Source organism: Kitasatospora sp. NPDC002551 (genome assembly GCF_040296005.1).
Lineage (GTDB): Bacteria > Actinomycetota > Actinomycetes > Streptomycetales > Streptomycetaceae > Kitasatospora.
In genome coordinates this window covers 20900-45525 of the sequence record NZ_JBEOWI010000009.1, presented here as the reverse complement: position 1 = coordinate 45525, position 24626 = coordinate 20900, and the positions used below count along the sequence as shown (strand labels likewise).

Genomic DNA, 24626 nt, shown 5'->3' with positions numbered 1-24626 from the left:
CCCCGGCCGCGGCCCGGCTCAGTGCACCCAGCCCGCGTAGCGGCGGGTGAAGCGCTGGCCGGTGGCGGCGGTGACCACCACGTCGTAGCGGCCCTGCTTGTCCAGCGGCCAGGCGAGGTTGTTCTGCTTGCCGGGCTTCACCCAGACGGTCTGCGCGGTGCCCGCGAAGTCGTTCGGCGCGACGGAGAAGCAGACGTCGGTCATGCCGTCGTTGACGAGCTGGAGGGTGAGCCGGCCGGAGCCGGAGAGGTCGGCGGTGACGATCGGGATGCCGATGTCGTTCTGGCCCTCCGGGACGTCCGCGCGCCCGGCGCCGTCGCGGATCACGGTGCCGGCGAAGCGCCGGACGAAGCCGTCGGGGCCGTGCACGGTGAAGTCGTAGCGGCCGTTGGTCGCCGCGGCCTCCCAGAGGTACGTCGCCGAGGCGCCCGGCGCCACCGTGAACGGCGTGCCGGCGAAGGGCCGCGCGATGTTCGGGTAGACGGTGTACGGGAAGGCGACGCCGCCGTCGTTGCTCATCGTGCAGGTGACCCGGCCGGTGCGCCGGTCCACCTCGGCCTCGGCCCAGGGCTGGTAGGGCAGATGGCGGTGCGGACGGTCGCCGCGCTCCTGGACGGGCATGGACTGGGCTCCGGCGGCGGGGAGTTGGACGCCGGGGAGCCTGGTCCCGGCGTCGGCCATGGCCATCAGGGCGTTGGTGTCGGGCAGTCGCGGGATCGAGTGGTCGGGCGCCGCGAAGTCGAAGCAGCTGGTGAGGTCGCCGCAGACGGCGCGGCGCCAGGCGGAGATGTTGGGCTCGGCGACTCCGGTGACCCGCTCCATGAAGCGCAGCACCGAGGTGTGGTCGAAGACCTGGGAGTTGACCCAGCCGCCGCGCGACCAGGGCGAGAGGACCCACAGCGGCACCCGGTTGCCGAGGCCGATGGCGCGGCCCTGGGTGAACTCCTCGGGGGTGCCGGGCTCGGGGGTCGGCGGCACCACGTGGTCGAAGTAGCCGTCGTTCTCGTCGTACATCACCAGGAAGACGGTGTGCCGCCACACGTCCGGGTTGGACATCAGCGACTGCAGGGCCTGGTCGACCCAGTGCGCGCCGTACGCCGGGCCGGCCTCCGGGTGCTCGGAGAACAGGTACGGGGCGACCAGCCAGGAGACGGTCGGCAGGGTGCCGTCCTTGCAGTGCGCGTCGAAGGCCGCCGGGTCGAACCTGGTCATCGCGTTGACGTAACGCGGGTCGTCCTTCGGGAAGTCGTGGAACTGTCTGAAGTACGAGAGGGCGTTGTCGTCGTAGTCGCCGGTGCGGTCGTCCTTGCTGGGGTTGTGGTAGACCCGCCAGCTCACCCCGGCCTGTTCGAGGCGCTCGGCGTACGTCGTCCAGTCGGCGACGGGGTTGTCGGTGACCGGGGTGTTGTCGATCCAGGGGCCGGTGGTTCCGTCGCGGCCGGGGCCGGCGGTGCCGGTCCACAGGTAGAGCCGGTTGGGGTCGGTCGGGCCCGCGAGCGAGGTGAAGTAGGCGTCGCAGATGGTGAAGGCGTCGGCGAGGGCGTACTGGTAGGGGATGTCCTCGCGGGTGAAGTAGCCCATGGTGCGCTCGCCCTTGGCGGCGATCCACTTGTTCATCGCGCCGTTGTTGATGGCCTGGTGACCGGTCGCCCAGTCGTGCGGCAGGCCACCGGCGTTCTGCGCGTTGTACTTCGAGGTGTCCATCCGGTACGGCAGCATCACGTTGCCGTCGCTGCGGCGCGGGTCGGGCTGGTGGAACACGTCGGTGCCGTCGGGGAACCGCAGCGCCTGCTTGTCGCCGAAGCCGCGCACGCCGCCGAGGGCGCCGAAATAGTGGTCGAAGCTGCGGTTCTCCTGCATCAGCACCACGACGTGCTTGACGTCCTTGATGGTGCCGGTCAGCCGCCCCGGTGCGGGGGCGGCCTGCGCCGGGGTGCCCGGCAGGCCGGTCAGGGCGGCGGCGCCGGCGGCCGCGGTGGCGCCGACGAAGGTGCGGCGGGAAAGGTCGGACATCGCGAACTGGCCTTTCAGAGCTGGAAGGTGGCGACCGCGGCAGCGGTGTCGGACGGCCACTGGTTGGCCGCGAGGGCGGCCGGATCGGCGTCGGTGGCGGGCCAGTCGGCGACCAGGGTGTGCGCCTCGACCAGCTTCAGCCGGCCCCGGTAGAGCACGTAGTCGACGCGGTCCTGCGGCTCGGCCTTGCCGGTGGCGCGCTGCTTGCGCACCGGCGACCAGGTGATGCCCGGCACCGTGACCGGGTCCCGGTTCTCCTCGCGGAAGGCGTCGGTGAGCCCGGCGGCCTGGAGCACCGTGGTGACGGGCCAGGCGAGCGCGCCGACGCCGCCGTGCGCGGCGGCGGTGGCGGGCGTCCAGTCCAGGTGCGAGGGCGAGGACAGCCCGCCACCGAGCACCACCGGGACCCCCGCGGCGGCGTCGGCCTGGACGGCGGCGGCCAGCGCCTCGGCCTGCCGGAGGCGGGTGGAGGCGGTCTCGGCGGCGGCGATCTGCGCGGCGCTCCGCCCGTCCTGGGCCGCGTACGGGCCGTAGTCCGCCTCGTCGAGGTGCGCGCTCCAGACGCGGACGGCGCGGCCCCCGGGCAGCTGGACGGTCGCCCCGGCGGCGGGCAGGGCGGTGGTCGGCGCGGTGACGGCGCTCAGCGGGTAGCGGCTGAGGATGCCGACGCTGCCCTCGCTCTGGTAGGCGTACCAGCCGAGCGCGTCGGCCAGCGTCCGGGCGGCCGTGCCGGCCGTCTCCTGGAGCGCCAGCACGTCCAGACCCTGGGCGAGCACCACGCGCAGCTGCTTCTCGACCGCGTCGGTGAACGCGGCGCCGGCGTCGGCGAGGTTCCAGCTCGCCACCTTGAGACGCGGCGCGGCGGCCGGGTCGGCGACCGGGAGCAGCACGGTGACGGTGTCGGCGGCGCCGGCGCTGTCCTTGACCCCGACGACCAGCACCTCCGGGCTGCGCGGCGGCCTGCCGGTCGGCGCGGTGCCGGTGACGGTGCCGTCGGCGGCGACCGCCAGCCACGCCGGGCCGGAGACCTTCCGGAAGGCGGCGCTGCCGGCCGGGTTCCCCTCGGGGCGGGCCCAGAGGCCGCCGAGCTCGACGGTGACGGCCGCGCCGGGGGCCACCGGGGTGGCGGTGAGGGCGTCCACGACGGCGTGCGGGCGGACCACGGCGGGCTTGGGGCGGAAGGTGAAGGGCTCGGTCCTGGCGAGGATGCCGTAGCCGTCCTTGGCCAGCAGGTAGGCGGTGTACGGGCCGCCGGTGAGCGCGGAGGTGTCGAGCTGGACGTCGCCCGCGGTGCCCGGCGTGTACTTCCAGAGCAGCGAGCTGCCGTTGCCCGGCAGGCGGTCGCCGTCGTAGACGCCGACCCAGTTCTTCGGGTCGGGGGCGTCGGTGGTCCAGTGGAAGGTGAGGCGGTCGCCCTCCAGGGGGCTGGTCGAGGCGGTGGGAGTCAGGGTGCTGCCGGTGGCCACGGAGGTCCTGTCCGCCGCTCGGGCGCCGGGCCGCCGCAGGGATGCCGGACCGGGGCCGTCCGCGGCTGCTGACGGAAGCTGGGGGGAGCGGCCCCGTTGCCAGTTGGCTGTACAACTGTGGGGCCGGGCCCATTCATCCGAAGGTCAGCGACCGGGACGTGAACGAAACGTGACGCAATGTCGGGCGGTTCGGGAACTGTGGAACGGGGGGTGTGGGGGTGTGGGGTGTGGCGGTGGATCAGTCCAGGCCGCGGGCGCCGCGCAGGCGCTCGGAGAGCGCGGCCGGGTCGACCAGCGGGTCCGGGTAGCCCGCCGGGCGCTCGGCCAGCAGCCACGGGCGGTGCACCGCCCGCCCGGGAACGTGCGCCAGCTCCGGGACCCAGCGCCGGACGTAGGCGCCGTCCGGGTCGAGCCGGTCGGCCTGCGCCAGCGGGTTGAGCACCCGGTTCGGCCGGGTGTCCGTCCCGGTGCCGGCCACCCACTGCCAGTTGAGCTGGTTGTTCGCGAGGTCCCCGTCCACCAGCAGCCGCAGGAAGTGGCGCGCGCCGATCCGCCAGTCCCGGTAGAGGGTCTTGGCGAGGAAGGAGGCGGTGACCAGCCGGGCCCGGTTGTGCATCCAGCCCTCGTGGGCGAGCTGGCGCATGCCCGCGTCGACCAGCGGGAAGCCGGTGCGCCCGGCGCGCCAGGCCGCGCACTCCTCGTCGTCCTCGGGCAGCCAGTGGTCGCCCCGGTCGCGGTAGGCCTGCCGGGCGGCCTGCGGGCGGGCGGCGAGCACCTGGTGGTGGAAGTCGCGCCAGGCCAGCTGCCGGACGAACGCCTCGGCGCCGTCGCCGCCGTGCCGCAGCGCCCCGGCCGTCAGCTCGGCGGCGGAGAGGCAGCCGAAGTGCAGGTACGGCGACAGGCGCGAGGTGCCGTCGGCGGCCAGGTCGTCGTGCAGCTCGGCGTAGCGGTCCAGGTCGTGGCGGCGCCAGAGCCGCCGGGCCGCCCGCTCGCCGCCCGGCGGGAGCGCGGGCGACTCCGGCTCCGCGGTGGGCAGGGGCTCGCTCGCGATGCCCTCCGGTGTGCGCAGGGTCTTCGGCGGGCGGTGGATCGTCCGGCGGGGCGCCTGCGACCAGGCGCGGAAGTACGGGGTGAAGACGGCGTAGTGGTCCTTGCCCGCGGGCGTCACCGATCCGGGGACGACGGCGGTGAGCGAGCCGTCGTGGACGTGCAGGCGGTCGCCGAGCGCGGCGCGCAGCGCCTGCTCACGGCGGTGGGCGAAGGCGCTCACACCGGCGGCGACGTGCACCGAGGCGGCGTCCAGCTCGGCGGCCAGCCGGGCGGTGGCGGGGGCGGCGGGGCCGCGGCGCAGCACGAGGCGGCCGCCGAGCGGGCGCAGCGAGGCGTCCAGGTCGGCGAGGCAGTCGGCGAGGAAGGCGGCGCGGTTGGGCGCGGCGAAGCCGGCGGCGGCGATGTCGGGGTCCAGGACGAACAGCGGGACGACCTCGTCGGCGGCGGCGCGGGCGGCGTGCAGCACGGGGTTGTCGTGCAGGCGGAGGTCCTGGGTGAGCAGGGCGATGGCGAGGCTCATGGGGGGACGAGCCTCGCACGGCCGGGGGTGGCGCGGGGTGCGCCACGCGAGCGGCGAGGGCGCGCGCCGTGGTGGCGCACGCCCCCGCCGGGGGTCCGCGAGCCCGGTGCCGCCGTGGCCGCGCGGGCGACGGCCGGGTCAGGCGGGCGGGCGACGGCCGGGTCAGGCGGGCGGGCGCAGGAACTCGTGCAGGGACCGCCGCACCTTGTCCAGGGACTCCTGGAGTTCCCCGGGGTCGTCGTGGCGCAGGGACCAGGTGACGCCCCGCAGTTCACGCCGGACTGCGGCGAGCCCGGTCTCCTCGCGCAGGACTTCGTAGTCGCGGGAGTTCCGGGCCGCGTAGGCGCGCATCAGCTCCTCGGCGACGTCGCGGCCCAGGTACCGGACACCGCACAGGTCGACCGCCCGCGGGCCGATTCTCGCCTCGTCCCAGTCCAGGACGCCGGACAGCCTCCCGCCGGCGTGCAGGAGGTTGCCGGGCCAGAGGTCGCCGTGGACCGGCACGGTCTCGGCGCCCGCGAGCCACCGCCGATAGGCCGTGGCCCAGCGTTCGAACACCCGCCGCTCGCGACCGGCCAGCCGCCCCGCGGTGGCCGCGGCCGTCCCGGCGTCGAGGGCGTCGTCGGGGTGGACCGCCCCTCCGGCCCCGTGCGCCCCGAGGGCGCCCAGCAGCGGTCCGTCGCCGCGGGCGTGCAGCGCCGAGACGAAAGCGGCCAGGTCGCCGGTGAACGCCGCACGGTCCGCGCGGGCGACGTCGTCGTCCACGACCGCGCCCGGCAGCCTCCTGAGCAGCACGGCGCCGAACGGCAGCCGCGGCCCGGCCGGGAGCGTTCCGAGCACCTCAGGGACGGCCAGCGGCAGGGGCGGCAGCCGCCGCAGCACCTCGGCGGTGCGCTCGCTGCCGTCCCTGGCCTCGGGCGTGCGCGGCACCCTGACGAGGACGTCCGCGCCGGCCCAGAGCACGACGTTCGAAAAGCCCCAGCCTACGGTCTCGACCGGATCCCCGCTCCACGGGAACCGCAGGTCGCGCAGGCTCGACGCGACGGCTTCGCGCGTCGCGTCGGGGTCGAGGGGCATGAGCATTCCTTGGCCGTTCGACGGTGCCGGCGCGGGGCCGACGGGTCCGGGAGGCTTCCGGGACAAGCTTCCCGGGACACCGGGGTCCGCGACAACGGGGTCCGCGACAACAACGGCCCTCCGGGCCGGGTGCTCAGGCCAGGGCCAGGAAGAGCTTCTCCAGCTCGGCCTCGCTCATCGGCGGGGTGTCGGCGTCGGCGCCCGCCATGCACTGGCGCATGCCGCTCGCCACGATCTTGAAGCCGGCCCGGTCGAGGGCGCGGGAGACGGCGGCCAGCTGAGTCACCACGTCCTTGCAGTCCCGGCCGGCCTCGATCATGGCGATCACGCCGGCCAGCTGCCCCTGGGCGCGCCGGAGCCGGTTCAGGACCGCGCCGACGGCCTCCTCGTCCACCTGCATCTCAGGACCGCCTTCCACTGTCGACTACCGGCTCTCCAGTGTACCCCGTGGGGTATCGGAGCCCCGGTGGTCGGCGGCGGAAGGGCCCGTGATCGGTGGCCGGCGGCGGGGGCGGCCCGGTCCGGCGGTCGGCCGGGTGCCCCGCTCAGCGCCGGGCGAGCCTGCGCTCGCCGCCCGCGCCGGTGGCGTACGCGAGGCCGTAGTGCGCGAACACCTCGGGCTCGCTCTCGGCGGGCAGGACGTCGTCGACGCCGATCGACGGCGCCTGCTTGACCAGCGCCCTCGGGAACGCCACCTTGAGGTAGCCCGGGCCCAGCACGGCTCCGTCCAGCGGGACGAAGACCAGCCGGGTGTTGACGTTCAGCCCGACCGAGACGGCCGGGCCGACCGTGACGGTCACGAAGTACGGCTCGTCGCTGGCGGTCTCCACGTAGACGGACTCCAGCTTGCCGATCTTGTGCCCCTTCTCGTCCACGACGGCCTGACCCCGCCACTCCCTGATGTCGGCCGGAACGATCTCCGCGACGGCCATGGCGACCTCCCGCTAGCCGCCCCTCGGCGGCACCTCGGTTGGGCAGTGCCCCGGACCCTCCCATCCTGCGCCGATCGGGCGGGGAGCGCCCGCCGGGCCGGTTCTCCCCCGATCGGGTGAACGTGAGGGGGTGCGGCCCTCCCGGGTGGGGTGCGGCTCCGTCGTAAGGGGTGGCAAGGGGCCCATTTCGCACAACCGGGGGTGAACCGACCAACCACGCACAGGAGTCCACTCGAACACCTACGCTGTCCGCCGACGGAGCATCAGGTCCCCAGGGCGGAGGCGCGGCAGTGGTGGAGAGTTACGAGAGCATGTGGGAGCAGGGCGAGCCGGGCATCCCCGCCGACCTCCGTCCGGACGTCCCGCACCCCGCCCGGATGTACGACTACTACCTGGGAGGCAAGGACAACTTTCCCTCCGACCGCGAGGCCGCCGAGCGCGCCCTGGCGGCCAACCCCGAATTCCGTTCCACCGCGCGCGCCAACCGGGCCTTCCTCACCCGGGCGGTGCGGTGTGTGGCCGACCTCGGCATCACCCAGTTCCTTGACATCGGAACCGGCATCCCCACGGCCGGCAATACCCATGAGATCGCCCAGGCGGTCGATCCCGGCGCCCGGGTCCTCTACGTCGACAACGACCCGATCGTGCTCGCCCATGCCCGCGCCCTGATGGGCGGCACCGCCGTCGGCCGGACCACCGTCATCCAGGCCGACCTGCGCCGGCCCGCCGAGCTCCTCGCCGACGCCGCGGCCGAGAAGCTGCTCGACCTCGACCGCCCGACGGCCCTCGTCCTCGCCGCCGTCCTGCACTTCGTGCGGGACGACGAGGGCCCCTACGAGGTGGTGCGCACGCTGCTGGACGCCCTCGCCCCCGGCAGCCACCTGATCCTGTCGCACGGCACCGCGGACTTCCTCCCCTCCGAGGTCCGCGACCGGGTGACGGGCGTCTACAGCAAGGCCACCGCTCCCCTGGTCGGCCGCACCCGGGAGCAGGTGCGGGCCTTCCTCGACGGCCTGGAGGTGCTCGACCCCGGGGTCGTCACCGTCCCCCTCTGGCGCCCCGACGGCGCCCTGCCCGCGGGCGCCGACCGCGTCAGCATGTACGGAGCGGTGGCCCGCAAGCCCTGACCCGGCGGGGCGGGGCGGACGCAATGGGCGGGGCGGACGCAATGGGCGGGGCGGACGCAATGGGCGGGGCGGACGCAATGGGCGGGGCGGACGCTACGGGCGGGGCGGGCGCTAACGGCGGGAGCCGGGGCGGGCGCTAAGGGCGGGGCGCCGGTGCGGTCGGGGCTACGCCGGCTTGCTCGCGCGGAGGGAGTACATCAGCGGGACGCCCGGCTGGCCCTCGGGGAAGCGGAACACCCGGTCGTGCTCCAGCACCGGGAAGCGGGCGAACACGGTGAAGTCGTGCTCGTGGAGGAACTCGATCCGCAGCCCCTCGGCCGCCAGGGCGCTCACGACCTCACCGACCCCGTGCTGCCACTCGACGGTCACGGTGGCGGCCGTGGGCGACAGCTCGCCGTCGGTGTAGGTGCTGGCCTCGTCCCAGACCGTCGCCTCGTTGTGGAAGTAGTCGTACTCGACCGTGCGGCCGTCCTCCGCCAGGGTGTCGGCGAAGGGGTGGAACTCCGCGAGGTAGAGGAAGCCGCCCGGGGCGAGCAGGGCCGCCACCGTCCGCGCCCAGCGGGTGACGTCCGGGAGCCAGCACAGCGCGCCCAGGCCGGTGTAGACGACGTCGAAGCGCTGCCCGTCGAGCGCGGTCACGGCGTCGTACACGTCGGAGACGACGAAGCGGGCGCCGTCCGCGCCGATCCGCCCGGCCAGCTCGGTGGCGGCCTCCACCGCGGGCGCGGAGAAGTCCAGCCCGGTGACGGTCGCCCCGTGCCGGGCCCACGAGAGGGTGTCCTGCCCGAAGTGGCACTGGAGGTGCAGCAGGGACTTCCCGTCCACGTCACCGACCTCGGCGAGCTCGAAGTCCCGCAAGGGCTCCCGCCCCGCGACGAAGCCGTCCACGTCGTAGAAGGCGCTGGCCACGTGAACGGGGACACGGCTGTCCCAGTTGGCACGGTTCGCCGCGAGCCAGTCCTCGGGCGTCGGGGTCTTGTTCATACCCGCCACGCTAGGCACGCCCCAGGCCTTGATCAAACCGTTTTCCGCCCTCACCCCAGGGCGATGGCCTCCACCTCACGGCGGCCGTTGGTGAAGTAGAGAACCCCGTCCACCAGGGCCGGCACGCCCCGACAGTCCGGGTTCAGGCTCATCGCGTGTCGTGCGATCACCCGCCCCGTCTCCGCGTTCCGCGCGGTCAGCCCGTCGTGCCCGACGGTGCAGACCGTTCGATCCGTCACGAACGGCCCGGCGAGCAGGACTCCCTTGCCCGGCTTGCCCGGCCACCGGTCCTCGCCGCTCGCCGGTTCCACCACCGCGAGCCGGCGCGCGTTCTCGACCAGGAAGACCCGCCCGTTCGCCACGGTCGGCGAGCGGGTGATGCCGGGTCTGTCCCAAAGGACCCGACCGTCGCCCGGGTCGACCGCGTACAGGTGGTGGTCGGTGGTGCGGAGGAAGGCTGCTGCGTCCGTGACGACGAGGTCCGCCGGAGTGCCGGTGAACCAGCCGGAACGGCACCGGGTGTCGCCGGTCGCCGTGTCGATGGCGATGAGGCGGGCGTCCGGCGGACGCATCTCGATCGCGTAGACGGCGCGGTCGGCAACGCGCCACACCGGGAACAGCGGCGCCGTTGCCGGGTAGAGCCACCGCCCCGTCCCGTCCTCCTCGTGGATCGCCGCCACGCAGTCCGGCTCTCGCTCCGCCCCGCCGGACATCACCCCGAGGCCGAGGACGTCATGACCCGACACCCGAGGTGCGGAGACGACGGCACAGGCGACCTCCGCCATGGTCCAGCGTCGGCGCCTCCGGCGAAGGTCCAGCGAGGTGACGACGCCGTTGGGGTCGACCGTGAAGGCCGAACCACGGGACAGGCTCGTCCTGCCCTCGTAGAGGTGGAATCCCGGGTCCCATCGATGCAGTCTGTCGGCTCGCAGATCAAGCGTGTTGACCCTGCCGTTCAAGCCCTGGAAGTGGACCTGCCCCGCGTCGACGAAGGGCCGGGCGTCGTTCCCGGCCGCGACGTGTCGCCGGTGGCCACCGTCCCGGGCTCCGAGGACGTGGAGTTCGCATCCCTCCCTCACGACGAGGGAGCCGTCGATGTACAGCGGCTGCTCGACCCGGCGCTTGCGCCCCTGCCCGCCCCGGACCTGTCGGGGGGCAATCGGAACCGGCCCCCACACCTGCGCGGGAAGTCGGCGCCCCCTGCGCCTGCCACTGATCGCCCCCTGTCCTCCCGGGTCCGTTCCGGCGGGCGGCGGTGGCGGCGGGTCGTCACGCTCCTCGCGGCACTCCGGTGTCGGTCCGGGGAACCCGGTCGGCGCATCGGGGCCCGGGAGAGCGGCGACCAGTGTGACGTTCACGTTCTTGCCCTGGATCACGGAGCCGTGCACGGTCACGTCGCCGGCCACCAGGTTCCTGACCACGCTCGAACGCCGGCTCGTCCCCGAAGCCGCCATCGACACCACCTCCCTCGGGTCCGGCACCGCGGGACGACCGCCCCCAGAGGACTACCCGACGCTCCCGGGTATCCGGAAATCCACCGGCTCCTCCACCGCCCCGGCGCTTCCCACGGAATCCCGGCCGACCGGCAACCCCACGGCGGAACCGCAGGTCGGAACGGATGGAGCACCCATCTGCGCCGCCCCTTCGAAGTTCGAACGCCACCTCGCCCTCCGTATGGCCGTCCGAGCCGCGAGCGCCACCGTCATCCGTCGTCGAGGTCCGTGCCCGCCATCACTTCAGGGGTCGGTGGTGAGGAGGCCGAGGAGGGGAGGGTGGAGGGGCCATGGGAGGCGGGGGGCGGTGGCGGCCAGGCGGAGGGCGCCGAGGAGGGGCGGGCCGTCGGGGGTGCGGAGGCGGGCGGTGGGGAGGTGGGTGGCCAGGGCCGCGAGGGCGGCGCGGTGCAGGGAGGTGAGACGGAAGAGGCCGCCGGTCAGGGCGAGGTCCGGGGCGGGGAGGCCCGCCGAGCTCGCGGCGGCGGTCGCGGTGGCGGCGATCTCCTCGCCCGCGCGGCGCAGCAGACCGGCGGCGACCGGGCAGCCCTCCCCGGCCGCCGTGGCGACGTCCGGGGCGAAGGCGGCGAGCAGGGCGGCCCGGTCGGGGCGCGGCTGGAGGGCTGCCGGGAGGCCGGTCACCGGGCCGTAGCGGCGTTCGGCGGCGGCGAGGAGCAGGGGCGAGCCGCCGGGGCGGCCGTCGTACGCGCGCAGCGCGGCCTCCAGCCCGGACCGGCCGAGCCACCCGCCGCTGCCGCAGTCGCCGAGCAGCTGGCCCCAGCCGTCGGCCCGCCGCCAGCCGGCGCCCGGGCGGTAGCCGATCGCGACCAGCCCCGTCCCGCCGGCCACGGTCACCCCGGCGTCCGTACCCAGCGCACCCACGTGGGCGGTGATCGCGTCCCCGGCGAGCACCAGGTGCCGGGCCCCGGTGGCGCGGGCGAGCGGGCCGGGCAGACGGGCGGCGAGGTCACGGCCGAGCAGGGCCATCCCGGTGGCGCCGACCGCGACGGCCCCGATCCGCGCGCCGTCCGGCAGCCCGGCGGCCAGGCCCTGGAGGGCGGGGAGCAGCCGGTCGAGCAGCGCCCGGGCGTCCAGCCCTCCGGCCGGGGCCGACACCCGCGCGGGTGCGGCCAGCTCGGCCGTCCGCGCCCCCGCGAGTCCCTCCGGCCACCGGTCGGGCGCCAGTGCCACCCGGATCCCGGACCCGCCGACATCGGCCCCGGCGATCCAGCACTCCCCCGCCGTCCGTTCCACGGTGTCCCTCCAGGGTGTGTCGGGGCCCGGCTACCGCCGGGGCAGACCGAACCGCGCGGCGACGCGTTCCGCCAGGTCGGCGGCGGGCGTGGTGCCGTCGACCGTGAGGACGGCGGCGGCGTGGAGCGGGGCCTGGCGGCGCACCTCATCGTCCCAGAGCGCGTCGCGGGCGAGGCGGTCGGCGAGGGCGGACTCCGGATCCCGGTCGCCCCAGGTGGCCCGGGCACGGGCTGGGTCCGCGTACCGGGCGGTGAGGGCCTCCTTCCGGAAGGCCGGGGTGGGCAGCAGGAAGACGGCCTGCCCGCTGTGGCGGAGCAGCGGCGCGAGGTCGCGCGGGAGGATCCCGAAGTAGTCGACCAGGACGGTGCGGTCGGCGGGCAGGGCGAGGAGGTCCTCGACGAGGAACCCGGTCATCTCGCCGTGCAGGCTCGGCATGGCCCGGAACACCTGCCGCGCGGTCCGGCCGCGCCACTGGTCCCCGGGCGGCCGGTTCCGCAGGGCGGCGAGCCGCGGGTGACGCCCGGGGTCGCACCGGTCGAGCCAGCGGTGCTCGGCGCGGTCGCCGTCGAGGACGGCGGCGTCGTGGCGATCGGCGAGCAGCCGGGTCAGCGTGCTCTTGCCGGCGGCCGGGCCACCGGCGATCCAGCGCACGTGGGCCAGCCGTTCGGCGAGGGAGGGGGCGGTGACGGAGGGGTCGGTGAGGCGGTCCGCAGGTGTGGACGTCATGGCCTCCATGGTCGGGGGTCCGGCGTGAAAAACGCAGTCCTGTTCGTGGTCGCCGGCCGGGGTGAGGAGGGAGGAGAGCGGGCGGGCTCAGCCTGTGAGGACCGCACCCGCCCGGCCGGGCCGTGGCCGGCGGTCTTCCCGCGGCCACGGCCCGGCGGGGCCCGGAGGGGGTCAGGCGGCCGCGGCGGGGAGGCCGAGGAGTTCGGCGGAGCCGTTGCGGTCGTGCCTCTCCTGCCAGAGTTCCAGGGCACTGCGGCAGGCGTGGTCGAGGTGGCGCACGCCGGAGAGGTCGAGGCGTACCGGGCGGTCGGCGGGCAGGTCCTCCAGGGATTCGAGCGTCTCCAGGAGACGGGGCAGGCGGAGGAACGTGGCGTTGCCGTGGAGGGTCACCCGCACGGCGCCGTCGGGCAGGTCGGTGATCGTGACCTGGAGGTGGGAGGTGTCCCAGGCGCTCTTGAGCACCGCGAGGAGCAGCCCGAGCAGCACCCCTTCGAGGAGGTTGGTCACCACGATGGCGATCGCCGTGACGGCCAGGATCACCGCCTCGCCGCGGTCGGCCCGCCACAGCGGCCGCAGGGTGCGGACCGGGACGAGCTTGGCCCCGGCGTGGACCAGGACGCCGGCCAGGGCGGCAAGCGGGATGGCGGAGAGGGCGGCCGGGATGAGCGCCGCGAAGAGCAGCAGCCACAGGCCGTGCAGGACCCGGGAGGCCTTGGTACGGGCACCGGCCTGCACGTTGGCGGCGCTGCGGACGATGACCGCCGTCATCGGCAGGGCGCCGAGCAGGCCGCAGACGGTGTTGCCGACGCCCTGGGCGAGCAGTTCGCGGTCGTAGTCGGTGCGCGGGCCGTCGTGCAGGCGGTCGACGGCGGCCGCGCTGAACAGGCTCTCCGCGGAGGCGATCAGCGCGAAGGCGACGGCCGTGCCGAGGACGCCGAGGCTGCCGAGCGCCGCGAGGTCGGAGGTGCCGGGCAGGTCGATGACACCGGCGAGTCCGGCCACCTCGACACGGGCGACGGGCAGGTCGAACAGGGCGGTGACGGCCGTCGCTGCGGCGACGGCGGCGAGCGGCGCGGGGACCACCCGGATCCGGGCGGGCAGACGGGGCCAGAACAGCAGGACCGCCACCGTCCCGGCGCCGATGGCGGCAGCGGCGAGCGCCTGCCCGTCCCCGGCGACGTCGGCGGCCAGGCCCGGGAGCCCGGCGAGTTTGGCGGGCCCGCCGGCCGGGCCCTTGGCGTCGGCGAGCGCGTAGAGCTGACCGGCGATCAGCACCAGGCCGATGCCGGCGAGCATGCCCTGGACGACCGAGACGGAGATCGCCCGGAACAGCCGGCCGAGCCGGGCGGCGCCCATCGCGAGTTGCAGCAGGCCGGCGGCGGCGGTGATGACGCCGAGGGTGGCGAGGCCGTGTTCCTGGACGGCGGCGAAGACCAGCACGGTCAGTCCGGCGGCGGGGCCGGACACCTGGAGGCTGCTGCCGGGCAGCAGGCCGGTCACCAGACCGCCAACGATGCCGGTGACCAGGCCGAGTTCGGCCGGGACCCCGGAGGCGACGGCGACGCCCACGCAGAGCGGGAGGGCGACCAGGAAGACGACGAGGGAGGCGGGAAGGTCGGAGCGCAGAGTGCTCAGCCGAAGGGCGGGACGACGAGTCATCGGGTCCTCGGGAGAGTGTGGACGGTGCGGTGGACGGTGGACGGCGGTGCATGACGGTGCGGGCGCGGTGCGCGACGGTACGGCGGGATCACAGCGGGAGGAAGAGGCCGGCGTCGGGCTGGTGGGCGAGCACCAGTCCGGTGTGGATCTCGTAGAACCAGCCGTGCAGCCGGATCCGCCCCTCGCGCAGCCGGCGGGCGACGGCGGGGTAGCCGCGCAGCCGGTCGAGCTGGGTGAGGACGTGGCGCTGCACCGGGCCGGCGACCGTCGGGTCGAAGACGTCGGCCTCGTCGGCGCGCAGCACGGCGCGGTCGGCGTGGCGCAGCCAGGCGCGGACGGCGGGCACCACGCTGAGGTCCTCGTCGCGGACCACGGCGCCGACGGCGCCGCAGTGCGAGTGCCCGCAGACCACCAGGTCGCGGACGCCGAGCACCTCGACGGCGTACTCGATGGTGGCGGTCTCGCCCGAGGAGCCGTCGGCCCGGTAGGCGGGGACGATGTTGCCCGCGGTGCGGAGCTCGAAGAGGTCCCCGGGGTCGGCGCCGGTGATCAGGGCGGGCACCACGCGGGAGTCGGAGCAGGTGATGAACAGGGCCTGCGGGGTCTGCCCGGCGGCGAGTCCGGTGAGTTCCCGGCCGGTGTCGCCCGCGCGCTGCGGGAACGCCCGGGCCCGGTCGATGAGCGGTTCCATGAGGGTGGATGCCTCCTTCGGTGACCCTCGCGGCGACGGCCGGGAGGGGCGGTGGACGGGCAGGCACGTCGGAACCAGATATCCCCGGCGAGGGGCTGCGGCCGCGGCCGTCGGAGGACAGGCCACAGGGCCGCGCCAGTGACCCTCGGTATCCCCCCGGTGACCTGATGACGCGTCAAGAGGAAGTAAAACACGGGTATCGGGTCGGCAAAAGCGGGTCCAGGGCGCAGAATGTGCCGATCTGGTTAACATCCTGTTGCCGGGACCGGTACACGGCCTTCCGCCTTGGCATTCGCGCACCGGAGGAACCCAAGAGCCGACCGGGGAGTTGGTGCACGGCCCTTCACGCGCGCCCCTCGCGAGCCCGGCACGCCCCCTACGCACACCTGCAGGCCCACACAACGGGCACACACACGCGGGCCGCCGCCGTTCGGGGAACGGCGGCGGCCCGGTGGCCGAATTGACGGAGCGTCAGCGGCGCAGGGTGGTGACGGTCAGGCCCGGGGCGGAGCGGATCTCGGCCTCGGTGAAGCGCTCGGTCACCCACTGCTTGCGGGCGTAGCGGCGGGTCTGGTCGGTGAAGTGGGGCGAGGTCGGGTCGGCCGACTGCCCGTAGGCGAGCAGCGTCCGGGTGCGCGGGCCCCGGTCGGTCAGCTCGGTGGCCATCAGGAAGCTGGAGCCGTGCGGGACGCTCAGCAGGTCCGCCGGGTACGTGCCGCCGCCGGCGCCCGATTCCGGCGCGGCCGTGACGACGTTGAAGCAGCCCAGCAGGCCGGAGCAGCCGTGCAGCGGGATGCCCGCCCAGCGCTGGACGCGTCCGATCGGGGCGTCCACCGGCACGCCGCGGGCCGCCAGGCCGCGCACCGCGTCGGCGAACGCGCGCTGCGCGTCGGCGTCGCCGGCGGCGATGCCGCGCGGGGTGGTCAGCGGCTGGGCCGGGTCGTACGGGACCGTCCTCCAGGCGGTCGTCCCGGTCCGCGCCAGCGCGCCGGTGTACTCCTGCCAGAGCACGGTGCCCCGGCTGTCGGCGTCGGCGCGGGTGTTCCAGGCCGCCAGCACGTCGCACGCGGCGCGCACGTCGACCAGCGTGCCGTCGGAGGCCGTGATCGCCGGGTGCGCCCGGCACAGCGCGACGGCGTCGTCGCGGTCCAGTTCGGCGCTCTGCACGCGGTTGCCGAACATGGCCGCCTGGAGGGAGGCGAGGGTGAAGCCGGGCGCGCCCAGGCCGTCGGTGCCGGCCCGGCGGTCGGCGATCATCCGCAGGCTCAGCTGCGGCCGCGAGGCGAGCTCCGCACCGCCGTTGTAGACGGCGGGCAGCCCGGTGATCGGCGCCTGCGCGTTGGTCAGGTAGGGGCCGTTGTTGGCGTTGGCCACGTAGTCGGCGCGCGTCAGCTCCGGGTGGTTGGCGGGGCCGAACACGCCGGGGACCAGGGCGTCCGGGTCGCTGCCCGGGTCGCAGGAGGTGGTCGACCCGTCGAGCACGCCGTCGGTGAGGGGGTTGGGCACCAGGCAGCGCGCCCGCAGCGCGTCGGTGATGTGCGGGACGGCGGAGGAGTCGGTGAAGTAGGTCGTCCCGCTGGAGTCGACCGCCGTGGTGTACACCCACGGGGCGCCCTGGTAGGTGCGCTGGGCCTGCCGCAGCTGGTCGAGGTTCTGGGCCCGGCCCATCGCCACCCACTCGTTGAGGGAGCGGAGGTTCTCGGCGTTGGTGTCGCGCAGCGTGTAGGCGTACTCGGCGGTCCAGCCCTCGGCCATGACGTAGCCGTGGCGGGAGCGGTAGACCGTCCGGTCGACGGTGGAGAGCGTGCCGTCGGCGGCCCGGACGGTGACCGGGACGGTCTCCGCGGCCATCCGCTCGACCTTGCCGTCCACCACGTACGCGGTCGGGTCGCCGGGCACCAGCGAGAGCCGGTAGGCGGCGAAGTGGTCGGCGTAGGTGGTGGTGTGGCTCCAGGCGAGGCCCCGGGTGTGGCCGATCTGCAGGAACGGGACGCCGTAGAGCCCGGCGCCGGCGACGTCCAGGACGCCGGGGATGGTCAGCTGGGCCTGGTAGAACCGCTCCGCGCCGACCCACTGCAGGTGCGGGTTGGCCAGCAGCAGGCCGTTGCCGTCGCGGGCGGCGTCCCGGCCGATCGCCCAGGCGTTGCTGCCCGTGTCGGGGGTGTCGGCCGCGCGGCGCGCCCAGGGGGGTCCGGGCGGCGCGTCGGCGGGGCCCTCCTGGGCACGCCGCGCGGCGGCCCCGGCACCGGGAGCGGAGGCGGAATCGGAATCGGGGAGGCCGCCGGCGCCCGGGACGGCGGTGGCGACCGAGTGCTTCGCCGTGCCCGCCAGGGTGTTGGCCTCGTAGAGGATGTTCCAGAGGTCGTCGGCGGTGATCGGCCCGACCCACTCCTTCCCCCGGCAGGACGGGTCCGGGAGCCGGTCGACGCCGGTCTCCCGCAGATAGCGGTTGTACCCCGCGACGTACCCGTCGACCAGCTGCCGCACCTCGCCGGTCGGACCGAGCGGCGCCGGCCGGGCCAGCAGCCGCCGCACCGTCCCGGAACGCAGCACGCCCTGCTGGTAGGTGTCGCTCTCCAGGTTCGGGAGCCGGTCGACGGACCGGCCGTCCGGCCCGTACCAGCGTGAGCGCTCGCCGCGCACGGTGACCACCTGGTCGGCGAGCTGGCAGAGGTTGTCCTGCGCGAAGGCGTACCCGTAGCCGTAGCCGAGGCCGCCGAAGTCCTGGGCGAGGACGTGCGGGACGCCGAACTCGGTCCGGCGGATCTTGGCGGTCCAGCCGCCCCGGTCGGCCCCCTGGCCGGTCGCGAGGTCGGCGTCGGCGGCCTGCGCCGAGGCGGGGACCAGCGCCGTCAGCAGCCCCGCGGCCAGCCCGAGGGCGAGCGTTCCCGACGCCAATCGCCGCAACGGTGAGCTGGACTGACGTGTACTCACTTTCGTCTTCTCCGTCATGGCTCCCACGCTGCCGCCCCGGGCGCCGCCCGGTCATCGCCCCTCGGGACGACCCGGCCCTCGCCCGTCGGGCCTACCCGCGTACGCCTCCCGGAGGGGCGCTCACCGCCCGCGCCCGCCCCTACCGGCGGGACGGTCGCCGTTGACGTCCGCGATCCGGAGGGTGATCCAGCCGGCCGGCCACAGCCGCCACACCGCTTCCTTCACGATGAGTGCTTTTCCGAAAAGCGGTAGGCCTCCATACCCGCCGCAGGGCACTCATCGGGGCAATTTCATCGATCTCGATTCCCGTGATCGACCGTCAACTTCCCTCACAATTCGTCTCGCTGACGGATCGATGAGGTCGATTGCCGCCGATCCTGACGAATGATCGCACACGGGACATTACGCCCGGCGTTCGGGCAGGTGGGGCAAAGAAATCCCCCTCCGACCTTGTTAGCCTTCGTCGGCTCATTCACAATCATCGGAGGGGACGAGTGAGGCATTTCGCTGCCCGCTGGCTGGCGACCGCCGTCGCGGCCACGGCATTGACATCCGCGCTGCCAGGTGCAGCGTCAGCCGCGGAGGGGAGCGGCGGGAGGCCCGACCTGCCGGCCCTCCAGCAGACCCGGCCGGTACCGGTGAAGACGGTGCCGATCGGCGGGCAGAAGCGACCCGGCCTGGCATCGACCGTGACGGAAAAGGCCGTCGACGCGGTATGGCCCGGCCCGGGCGCCATTTCCGTCGAAACTTCACCGTCGGCCGGATCGGCCAAGTCGCTTGAAAAGCACGTTAATTCGCTGACGAAGGCACCTTCCTCGGAGCAGCCCGAGGGCATCGGGGTCACCGTCGCCGACCGGCAGCAGACCCGTGCCGCCGGAATAGACGGCGTGCTGTTCTCGCTCACGTCCGCCGACCGGACACCGCAGGACGGCAAGGTCAAGGTCACGCTCGACTACTCGGCCTTCGCGAAGGCCTACGGCGGTGACTGGGCGTCACGGCTGCGTCTGGTCCGGCTTCCCGACTGCGTCCTGACCACCCCGGACCGCCCGGAGTGCCGTACGGCGGTGCCGCTGGAGTCGGTGAACGAGCCCGCCAGGTCCGCCGTTTCGGCGAGCCTGGACGCGCCCGCGCGGCCGGCGGAGGCGAAGGGCTTCTCGCTCACCGCCGCGTCCGCCCCGGCCGCCGGGGCGACGGTCCTCGCGGCGCTCGCCGACGCCGCCGGACCCACCGGCGACTACAAGGCGACCTCGCTCCAGGCGTCCGACTCCTGGTCGGGCGGGGGCTCCACCGGCGCGTTCACCTGGTCCTACCCCCTGTCGGTGCCCGCGGTGCCCGGCGGTCTGCGGCCCGCCGTCTCGCTCGGCTACTCCTCGCAGGCCGTGGACGGCCGCAGCAGCGCCTCCAACAACCAGGCCGGCTGGCTGGGTGACGGCTGGTCCTACGAACCCGGCTTCATCGAGCGGCGCTACAAGCCGTGCGACGACGACCAGTCCGGCGGGACCAACACCGCCAAGGTCGGCGACCTGTGCTGGTACAACGACAACGCCGTGCTCTCCCTCGGCGGCAAGCACACCGAGCTGGTCCACGAGGCCGGCAAGGGCTGGCACCCGGCGAGCGACTCGGGCGAGAAGGTCGAGAAGCTGACCGGCGCCGCCAACGGTGACAACGACGGCGAGCACTGGAAGATCACCACCACCGACGGCACCCAGTACTTCTTCGGCCTGAACCGCCTGCCCGGCCACCAGTCCGGCTCGGCCGAGACGAAGTCGGCGTGGACGGTGCCGGTGTTCGGCAACCAGTCCGGCGAGCCGTGCTACAACTCCTCGTTCGCCGGCGCCTGGTGCCAGCAGGCCTGGCGCTGGCAGCTGGACTACGTGGTCGACCCGCGCGGCAACGCGATGGCGTACTACTGGAACACCGAGTCCAACAACTACGCCCGCAACTGGAGCACCACCACCGGCAAGGGCACCACGACGCCGTACGTGCGCGGCGGCTGGCTCGACCGCGTCGAGTACGGCCTGCGCTCGGACACCGTGTACAGCGCGAAGCCGACCGGCGTCGTCAAGTTCGACGTCGACGAGCGGTGCCTGGCCACCTGCGGCACCTTCGACGACACCAACGCCAAGAACTGGCCGGACGTCCCGTTCGACCTGTACTGCGCCGACGGCGCGGACTGCAGGACCAACGCCTCGCCGACCTTCTGGTCCCGCAAGCGACTGGTCACCGTCACCACCAGGGCCCTGACCGGCGGCACGCACAAGAACGTCGACAGCTGGAGCCTGACGCAGAGCTTCCCGCCCTCCGGTGACGGCATCTCCACCCCGATGTGGCTGTCCGCCATCACCCGCACCGGCTGGACCAACGGCAAGCTGGAACTGCCCCCGGTCACCTTCGCCGGCGAGCAGCTGGCCAACCGCGTCGACAGGACCGGTGACGGCCTGGCCCCGTTCGTCCGGCTGCGGCTGTCCCAGATCACCACCGAGACCGGCGGCACCATCGGCGCCTACTACTCGGCCCCCGGCTGCTCGGTGACGAGCCTCCCGCCCGTCAGCGCCGCCAACACCAGCCGCTGCTACCCGGTCAAGCGCCGCGAGGGCAGCACCGTCAAGGACGACTGGTTCAACAGCTACGTCGTCGAGAAGGTCGTCGAGGGCGACAACCTCGCCGAGACCCCGGACAAGGTCACCGAGTACGCCTACCTCGACGGCGCCGCCTGGGCGATGAACGAGGACGAGCTCACCAAGGCCGACGAGCGCACCTTCTCGGTCGGCCGGGGCTACGGGCGGGTCCAGACCCGCACCGGCGCCGGCTACGACGCCCGCACCCTGACCGAGACCCGCTACTTCCGCGGCCTCGACGGGGCGCAGGTCGGGAACTCGGCCGGCGAGACCGTCACGGACCGCCCCGAGTTCGCGGGCCAGCTGCGCGAGCGGGCGGTCTACAACGGGGACGGTGGCGCCCTGGTGTCGGCGACCTCCTACACGCCGTGGAGCTCCACCGCCACCGCCACCCGCGCCCGCGCCGGACTGCCGGCGCTCGGCGCCCACCTCACCGGCGTCCAGAAGGAGCAGACCCGCACCGCGGTCACCGGCGGGGAGCGCCGCACCTCGCTGTCGCGCACCTTCGACGGCTACGGCCTCGTCACCTCCCTCAGCGAGCTCGGCGACGAGTCCAGGAGCGGTGACGAGCGGTGCACCACCACCGAGTACGCCCGCAACACCGGCGCGTGGATCCTGAGCAGCCCGAGCCGGGTGGAGGTCGTCGGCGCGGCCTGCGGCTCCCCGGTCAACCGGCCGGCGGACATCGTCTCCGACACCCAGACCCTCTACGACGACACCACCGCCGTCGGCGCCGCGCCCACCAAGGGCCTGGTCACCGAGACCCGGGCGGTCAACGGGGCCGGTACCGGCTACGACACGCTCTCGCGCACCGGCCACGACGGCTACGGCCGCCCGCTGACGGCCACCGACGCCTACGGCAGGACCACCACGACCGCCTACACCCCGGCCACCGGGGAGGTCGCGGTCTCCTCCGTGGTCACCAACCCGCTCGGCCACACGACCACCACCGGCTACGAGCCGCTGCGGGGCCAGGCGCTGACGATCTCCGACGCCAACAACAAGGTCACCACCAGCCAGTTCGACGCGCTCGGCCGGATCACCAAGGTGTGGCTGCCCACCCGCTCGGCCGCCACCTACCCGGACTCGCCGAACTACGGCTTCGACTACCAGGTGCGCAACAACGGCCCGATCGTGGTGACCACGCGCACCCTGCGGCACGACTCCACCTACGAGACCTCCTACTCCTTCTTCGACGGCCTGCTGCGCTCGCGTCAGACCCAGCGCACCTCGCCGGACCGCTCGGGGCGCCTGGTCACCGAGCAGTTCTACGACAGCCGCGGCCTGGCCTGGCGCGACTCCGGCTCGTACTACGCCGACGGCGCCGCCGAGGGCGTCCTGGTGACCGGCCAGGAGCTGAAGTACCCCGCCTCCACCGACACCCTGTACGACGGCGCGGCGCGCGCGACCGCCGTCATCGGCAAGCGGTTCGGCGACGAGACCAAGCGCACCACGACCACCTATCACGGCGACGCCGTCACCGTCGTTCCGCCCGAGGGCGGCACGGCCAAGACGAGCTGGGCGGACGCGCGCGGCAACGTGGTCGAGATGAAGGAGTACACCGACGAGGCGCGCACCGCGGGCCAGTCGGTGACCTACCAGTACGACAGCCGCGGCAACGTCGTCCGGATGAACGACCCGGCCGGCAACGAGTGGCGCTACACCTACGACGCCCGCGGCCGGCAGGTCAAGGTCGAGGACCCGGACAAGGGGACCTCCGAGCTGACCGTCGACGCCGGCGGCCGTGTCACCGACGTCAAGGACGGCCGCGGCATCGTGCTGCACACCGACTACGACGCGCTCGGCCGCACCACCGCCGTCAAGCAGGGCGCCACCACGCTGGCCGAGTGGACGTACGACACCGTCGCCAACGCCAAGGGCAAGCCCGCCACCAGCACCCGCTACGTGGACGGCGCCGCCTACGTCTCGGCGGTGACCACGTACAACAGCCTGTACCAGCCGGTCAACACCCAGCTGACCGTCCCGGCCGCCGCGGGCGCGCTCGCCGACACCTACAAGTGGACGACGTCCTACAACGCCAACACCGGCCAGCCGATGTGGACCCAGCAGCCCGCGATCGGCGGACTGCCGCAGGAACGCGTCACCACCTCCTACACCCCGACCACCGGACTGCCCGCCACCACGTACGCCGGCGCCGACCCGATCGTCTCGGCCGGCACGTACGACCACTACGGCCGCATCCTGCGGGACGAGTACGGCGCGTTCGGCTCGCACCTGTGGGCCTCCTACGAGTACGACGAGCACACCGGCAGCCTGCTGCGCGCCGTGACCGACCGCGAGACGGCCCCGCAGCGCGTCGACGACACCCGCTACACCTACGACGCGGTCGGCAACGTCACCAGCACCTCGACCCGCTCCGGCCAGGACACCGCCGCCGTCACCGACACCCAGTGCGTCATCACCGACGCGCTGCGCCGGATCACCGAGGCCTGGACCGCGACCGACAACTGCGCCGCCGCACCCTCGGCGAGCACGGTCGGCGGCCCCGACGCCTACTGGACCAGCTTCGGCTACGACGGCGTCGGCAACCGCAGGAGCGAGACCCGCCACGGCACCGGCGGCGCGGCGGACACCGTGCGCACCTACACCCCGGTCCCGGGCAAGCCCAACGCCCTCGCCGAGGTCACCCAGAGCGGCCCCGGCGGCACGGTGAAGGAGACCTACTCCTACGACGCCACCGGCAACACCACCGGCCGCACGATCGGCTCCGCCCCCGCCCAGACCCTGGAGTGGGACCAGCAGGGCCGCCTGGCCAAGCTCACCGGCACCGGGACGGACAACACGTACGTCTACGACGCCGACGGCAACCGCCTGGTCCGCAAGGACTCCACCGGCACCACGCTCTACCTGCCCGGCGGCAACGAGCTGAAGCTCGCGCCCGGCGCCACCACGCCGGTCGGCACCCGCTACTACACCCACGGCGGCACCACCGCCGCCGTGCGCACCGCGGGCAAGCTGGCCTTCGTCCTCTCCGACCGGCACGGCACCGCGACCGTCCACGTCGACGCGGCCACCCAGGCCGTCACCCGGCGCAGGACGACCCTTTTCGGCGCCGAACGCGGCACCGCCCCCGGCTCCGGCTGGACCGGCGACCGGGGCTTCCTCGGCGGCACCCGGGACGGCGACACCGGCCTGACCCACCTCGGCGCCCGCGAGTACGACGCCAACACGGGCCGGTTCATCAGCGTCGACCCGAAGATGGACACCACCGCCTCCCAGGAGATGGGCGCCTACACCTACGCCAACAACAACCCCCTGGCCACCAGCGACCCGTCCGGCGAGGCACTGCCCGAGTGCTACTCCGGCCAGTACACCTGCGACAACAGGGGCACCCGGCCCACCGGATACGGCAGCAACTACCTCAACATCACCCGCAACGAGGGCGGCACCCCCGCCCCCGAGTACTGCGCCACCCACGACTGCTCCCCGCCGGCTCCGACCCCGCGCAGCAACGCGAACGGCGGGCTGTCGAAGGACGAGCGCAGGGCGCGGTCCAACCACCTCGCCGAGCAGGACCGGAAGAAGGCCCGGTACCCGGCGGTCACGGAGCAGCAGCGCAAGGAACTGGACCGCTCGACCGACTTCACCCTCAGCGAGGCGGAGGACGCGGTCTGCGAGGAGAACAAGGCCGAGTGCCGCATCTACAAGGTCGAGAGCGCGTGGGCGATCGAACAGACCCTTGAGGAGGAGCACGCCCTGAGCGGGGAGCGGGCGAACGCCTACCGCCACGTGCTGTGGCAGGCCAGCCTCACCGCGCGGCTCGGGCGGGAGAAGGCGGACAGGTGGGCGGCCGCCCACGAGGCCTACTACCCGGCGGAGGAGGAGAGCGACCACCGGATCGACCTGCTGAACAACGAGTTCGGCCAGGCGCTCGGTGAACGCGCGGCCCGCGAGGCCAACGGCAACCAGGCCCTGACCGTCCTGCTCATCAAGCGCGGCGCCCGCGAGTACCTCGCCTCCGGCGCCTTCGGCCGCAAGAGCGACCTGGAATAGCATTCCGCCACCACGGCGGACGACACCCGTTCGACGGCGATGCCCGCCGGGAACGCCGCACGGCGACCCGG

15 protein-coding genes and 1 pseudogene are annotated in these 24626 nt (G+C 74.1%); 2 read left to right on the top strand and 14 right to left on the bottom strand.

Annotation, left to right across the window (positions count from 1 at the left end):
• Nucleotides 1-18: 18 nt before the first annotated feature.
• The 6 genes from ABT093_RS11360 to ABT093_RS11335 all read right to left on the bottom strand — a co-directional run bounded on the left by ABT093_RS11360 (nucleotide 19) and on the right by ABT093_RS11335 (nucleotide 7058).
• Nucleotides 19-2013 carry a phosphocholine-specific phospholipase C gene (locus ABT093_RS11360; RefSeq protein ID WP_350562883.1) on the bottom strand — a complete coding sequence of 665 codons (1995 nt, stop codon included), beginning with the start codon at nucleotides 2011-2013 and terminating at the stop codon, nucleotides 19-21.
• Between the two features lie 14 nt (nucleotides 2014-2027).
• Nucleotides 2028-3479, bottom strand: a complete 1452-nt coding sequence (locus ABT093_RS11355; RefSeq protein WP_350562881.1) for an endonuclease/exonuclease/phosphatase family protein — start codon at nucleotides 3477-3479, stop codon at nucleotides 2028-2030.
• A gap of 238 nt (nucleotides 3480-3717) precedes the next feature.
• The gene (locus ABT093_RS11350; protein WP_350562879.1) at nucleotides 3718-5049 is read right to left on the bottom strand and encodes a cryptochrome/photolyase family protein; all 1332 of its coding nucleotides are present in this window, start codon (nucleotides 5047-5049) and stop codon (nucleotides 3718-3720) included.
• Between the two features lie 162 nt (nucleotides 5050-5211).
• The gene (locus ABT093_RS11345) at nucleotides 5212-6126 is read right to left on the bottom strand and encodes a phosphotransferase family protein (protein WP_350562877.1); all 915 of its coding nucleotides are present in this window, start codon (nucleotides 6124-6126) and stop codon (nucleotides 5212-5214) included.
• 133 nt (nucleotides 6127-6259) lie between these two features.
• A complete protein-coding gene (locus ABT093_RS11340; protein WP_344329712.1) occupies nucleotides 6260-6526 on the bottom strand; it encodes a metal-sensitive transcriptional regulator in 267 nt (88 codons plus the stop codon).
• A gap of 145 nt (nucleotides 6527-6671) precedes the next feature.
• Nucleotides 6672-7058 (bottom strand): PRC-barrel domain-containing protein, encoded by a 387-nt coding sequence (locus tag ABT093_RS11335; protein ID WP_350562875.1) that lies wholly within the window; start codon nucleotides 7056-7058, stop codon nucleotides 6672-6674.
• 293 nt (nucleotides 7059-7351) lie between these two features.
• Here ABT093_RS11335 and ABT093_RS11330 point away from each other — a divergent pair, with 293 nt between their 5' ends.
• A complete protein-coding gene (locus ABT093_RS11330; RefSeq protein WP_350562873.1) occupies nucleotides 7352-8185 on the top strand; it encodes an SAM-dependent methyltransferase in 834 nt (277 codons plus the stop codon).
• Between the two features lie 165 nt (nucleotides 8186-8350).
• On the opposite strand, the gene ABT093_RS11325 is transcribed toward ABT093_RS11330, so the two are convergent.
• The 8 genes and pseudogenes from ABT093_RS11325 to ABT093_RS11295 all read right to left on the bottom strand — a co-directional run bounded on the left by ABT093_RS11325 (nucleotide 8351) and on the right by ABT093_RS11295 (nucleotide 17887).
• Nucleotides 8351-9169, bottom strand: a complete 819-nt coding sequence (locus ABT093_RS11325) for a class I SAM-dependent methyltransferase (protein WP_350562871.1) — start codon at nucleotides 9167-9169, stop codon at nucleotides 8351-8353.
• 50 nt (nucleotides 9170-9219) lie between these two features.
• Nucleotides 9220-9915, bottom strand: a complete 696-nt coding sequence (locus ABT093_RS11320; protein ID WP_350562869.1) for an outer membrane protein assembly factor BamB family protein — start codon at nucleotides 9913-9915, stop codon at nucleotides 9220-9222.
• Between the two features lie 51 nt (nucleotides 9916-9966).
• A pseudogene (locus ABT093_RS40945) lies at nucleotides 9967-10623 on the bottom strand (hypothetical protein); the annotation flags it as partial.
• Between the two features lie 282 nt (nucleotides 10624-10905).
• Entirely contained in the window at nucleotides 10906-11913 is a 1008-nt protein-coding gene (locus ABT093_RS11315) for an N-acetylglucosamine kinase (RefSeq protein ID WP_350562867.1), read from the bottom strand.
• 30 nt (nucleotides 11914-11943) lie between these two features.
• Nucleotides 11944-12639 carry a hypothetical protein gene (locus ABT093_RS11310; protein WP_350562865.1) on the bottom strand — a complete coding sequence of 232 codons (696 nt, stop codon included), beginning with the start codon at nucleotides 12637-12639 and terminating at the stop codon, nucleotides 11944-11946.
• 171 nt (nucleotides 12640-12810) lie between these two features.
• Nucleotides 12811-14298, bottom strand: a complete 1488-nt coding sequence (locus tag ABT093_RS11305; RefSeq protein WP_350562864.1) for a SulP family inorganic anion transporter — start codon at nucleotides 14296-14298, stop codon at nucleotides 12811-12813.
• An 88-nt stretch (nucleotides 14299-14386) separates the two neighbouring features.
• On the bottom strand, nucleotides 14387-14989 hold the full coding sequence (locus tag ABT093_RS11300; protein ID WP_350562862.1) for a carbonic anhydrase: 603 nt from the start codon (nucleotides 14987-14989) through the stop codon (nucleotides 14387-14389).
• A gap of 471 nt (nucleotides 14990-15460) precedes the next feature.
• A complete protein-coding gene (locus tag ABT093_RS11295) occupies nucleotides 15461-17887 on the bottom strand; it encodes a penicillin acylase family protein (RefSeq protein ID WP_350562860.1) in 2427 nt (808 codons plus the stop codon).
• Nucleotides 17888-18612: 725 nt separating this feature from the next.
• Here ABT093_RS11295 and ABT093_RS11290 point away from each other — a divergent pair.
• Nucleotides 18613-24555 carry an RHS repeat domain-containing protein gene (locus ABT093_RS11290; protein ID WP_350562858.1) on the top strand — a complete coding sequence of 1981 codons (5943 nt, stop codon included), beginning with the start codon at nucleotides 18613-18615 and terminating at the stop codon, nucleotides 24553-24555.
• The last annotated feature ends 71 nt before the right edge of the window (nucleotides 24556-24626 follow it).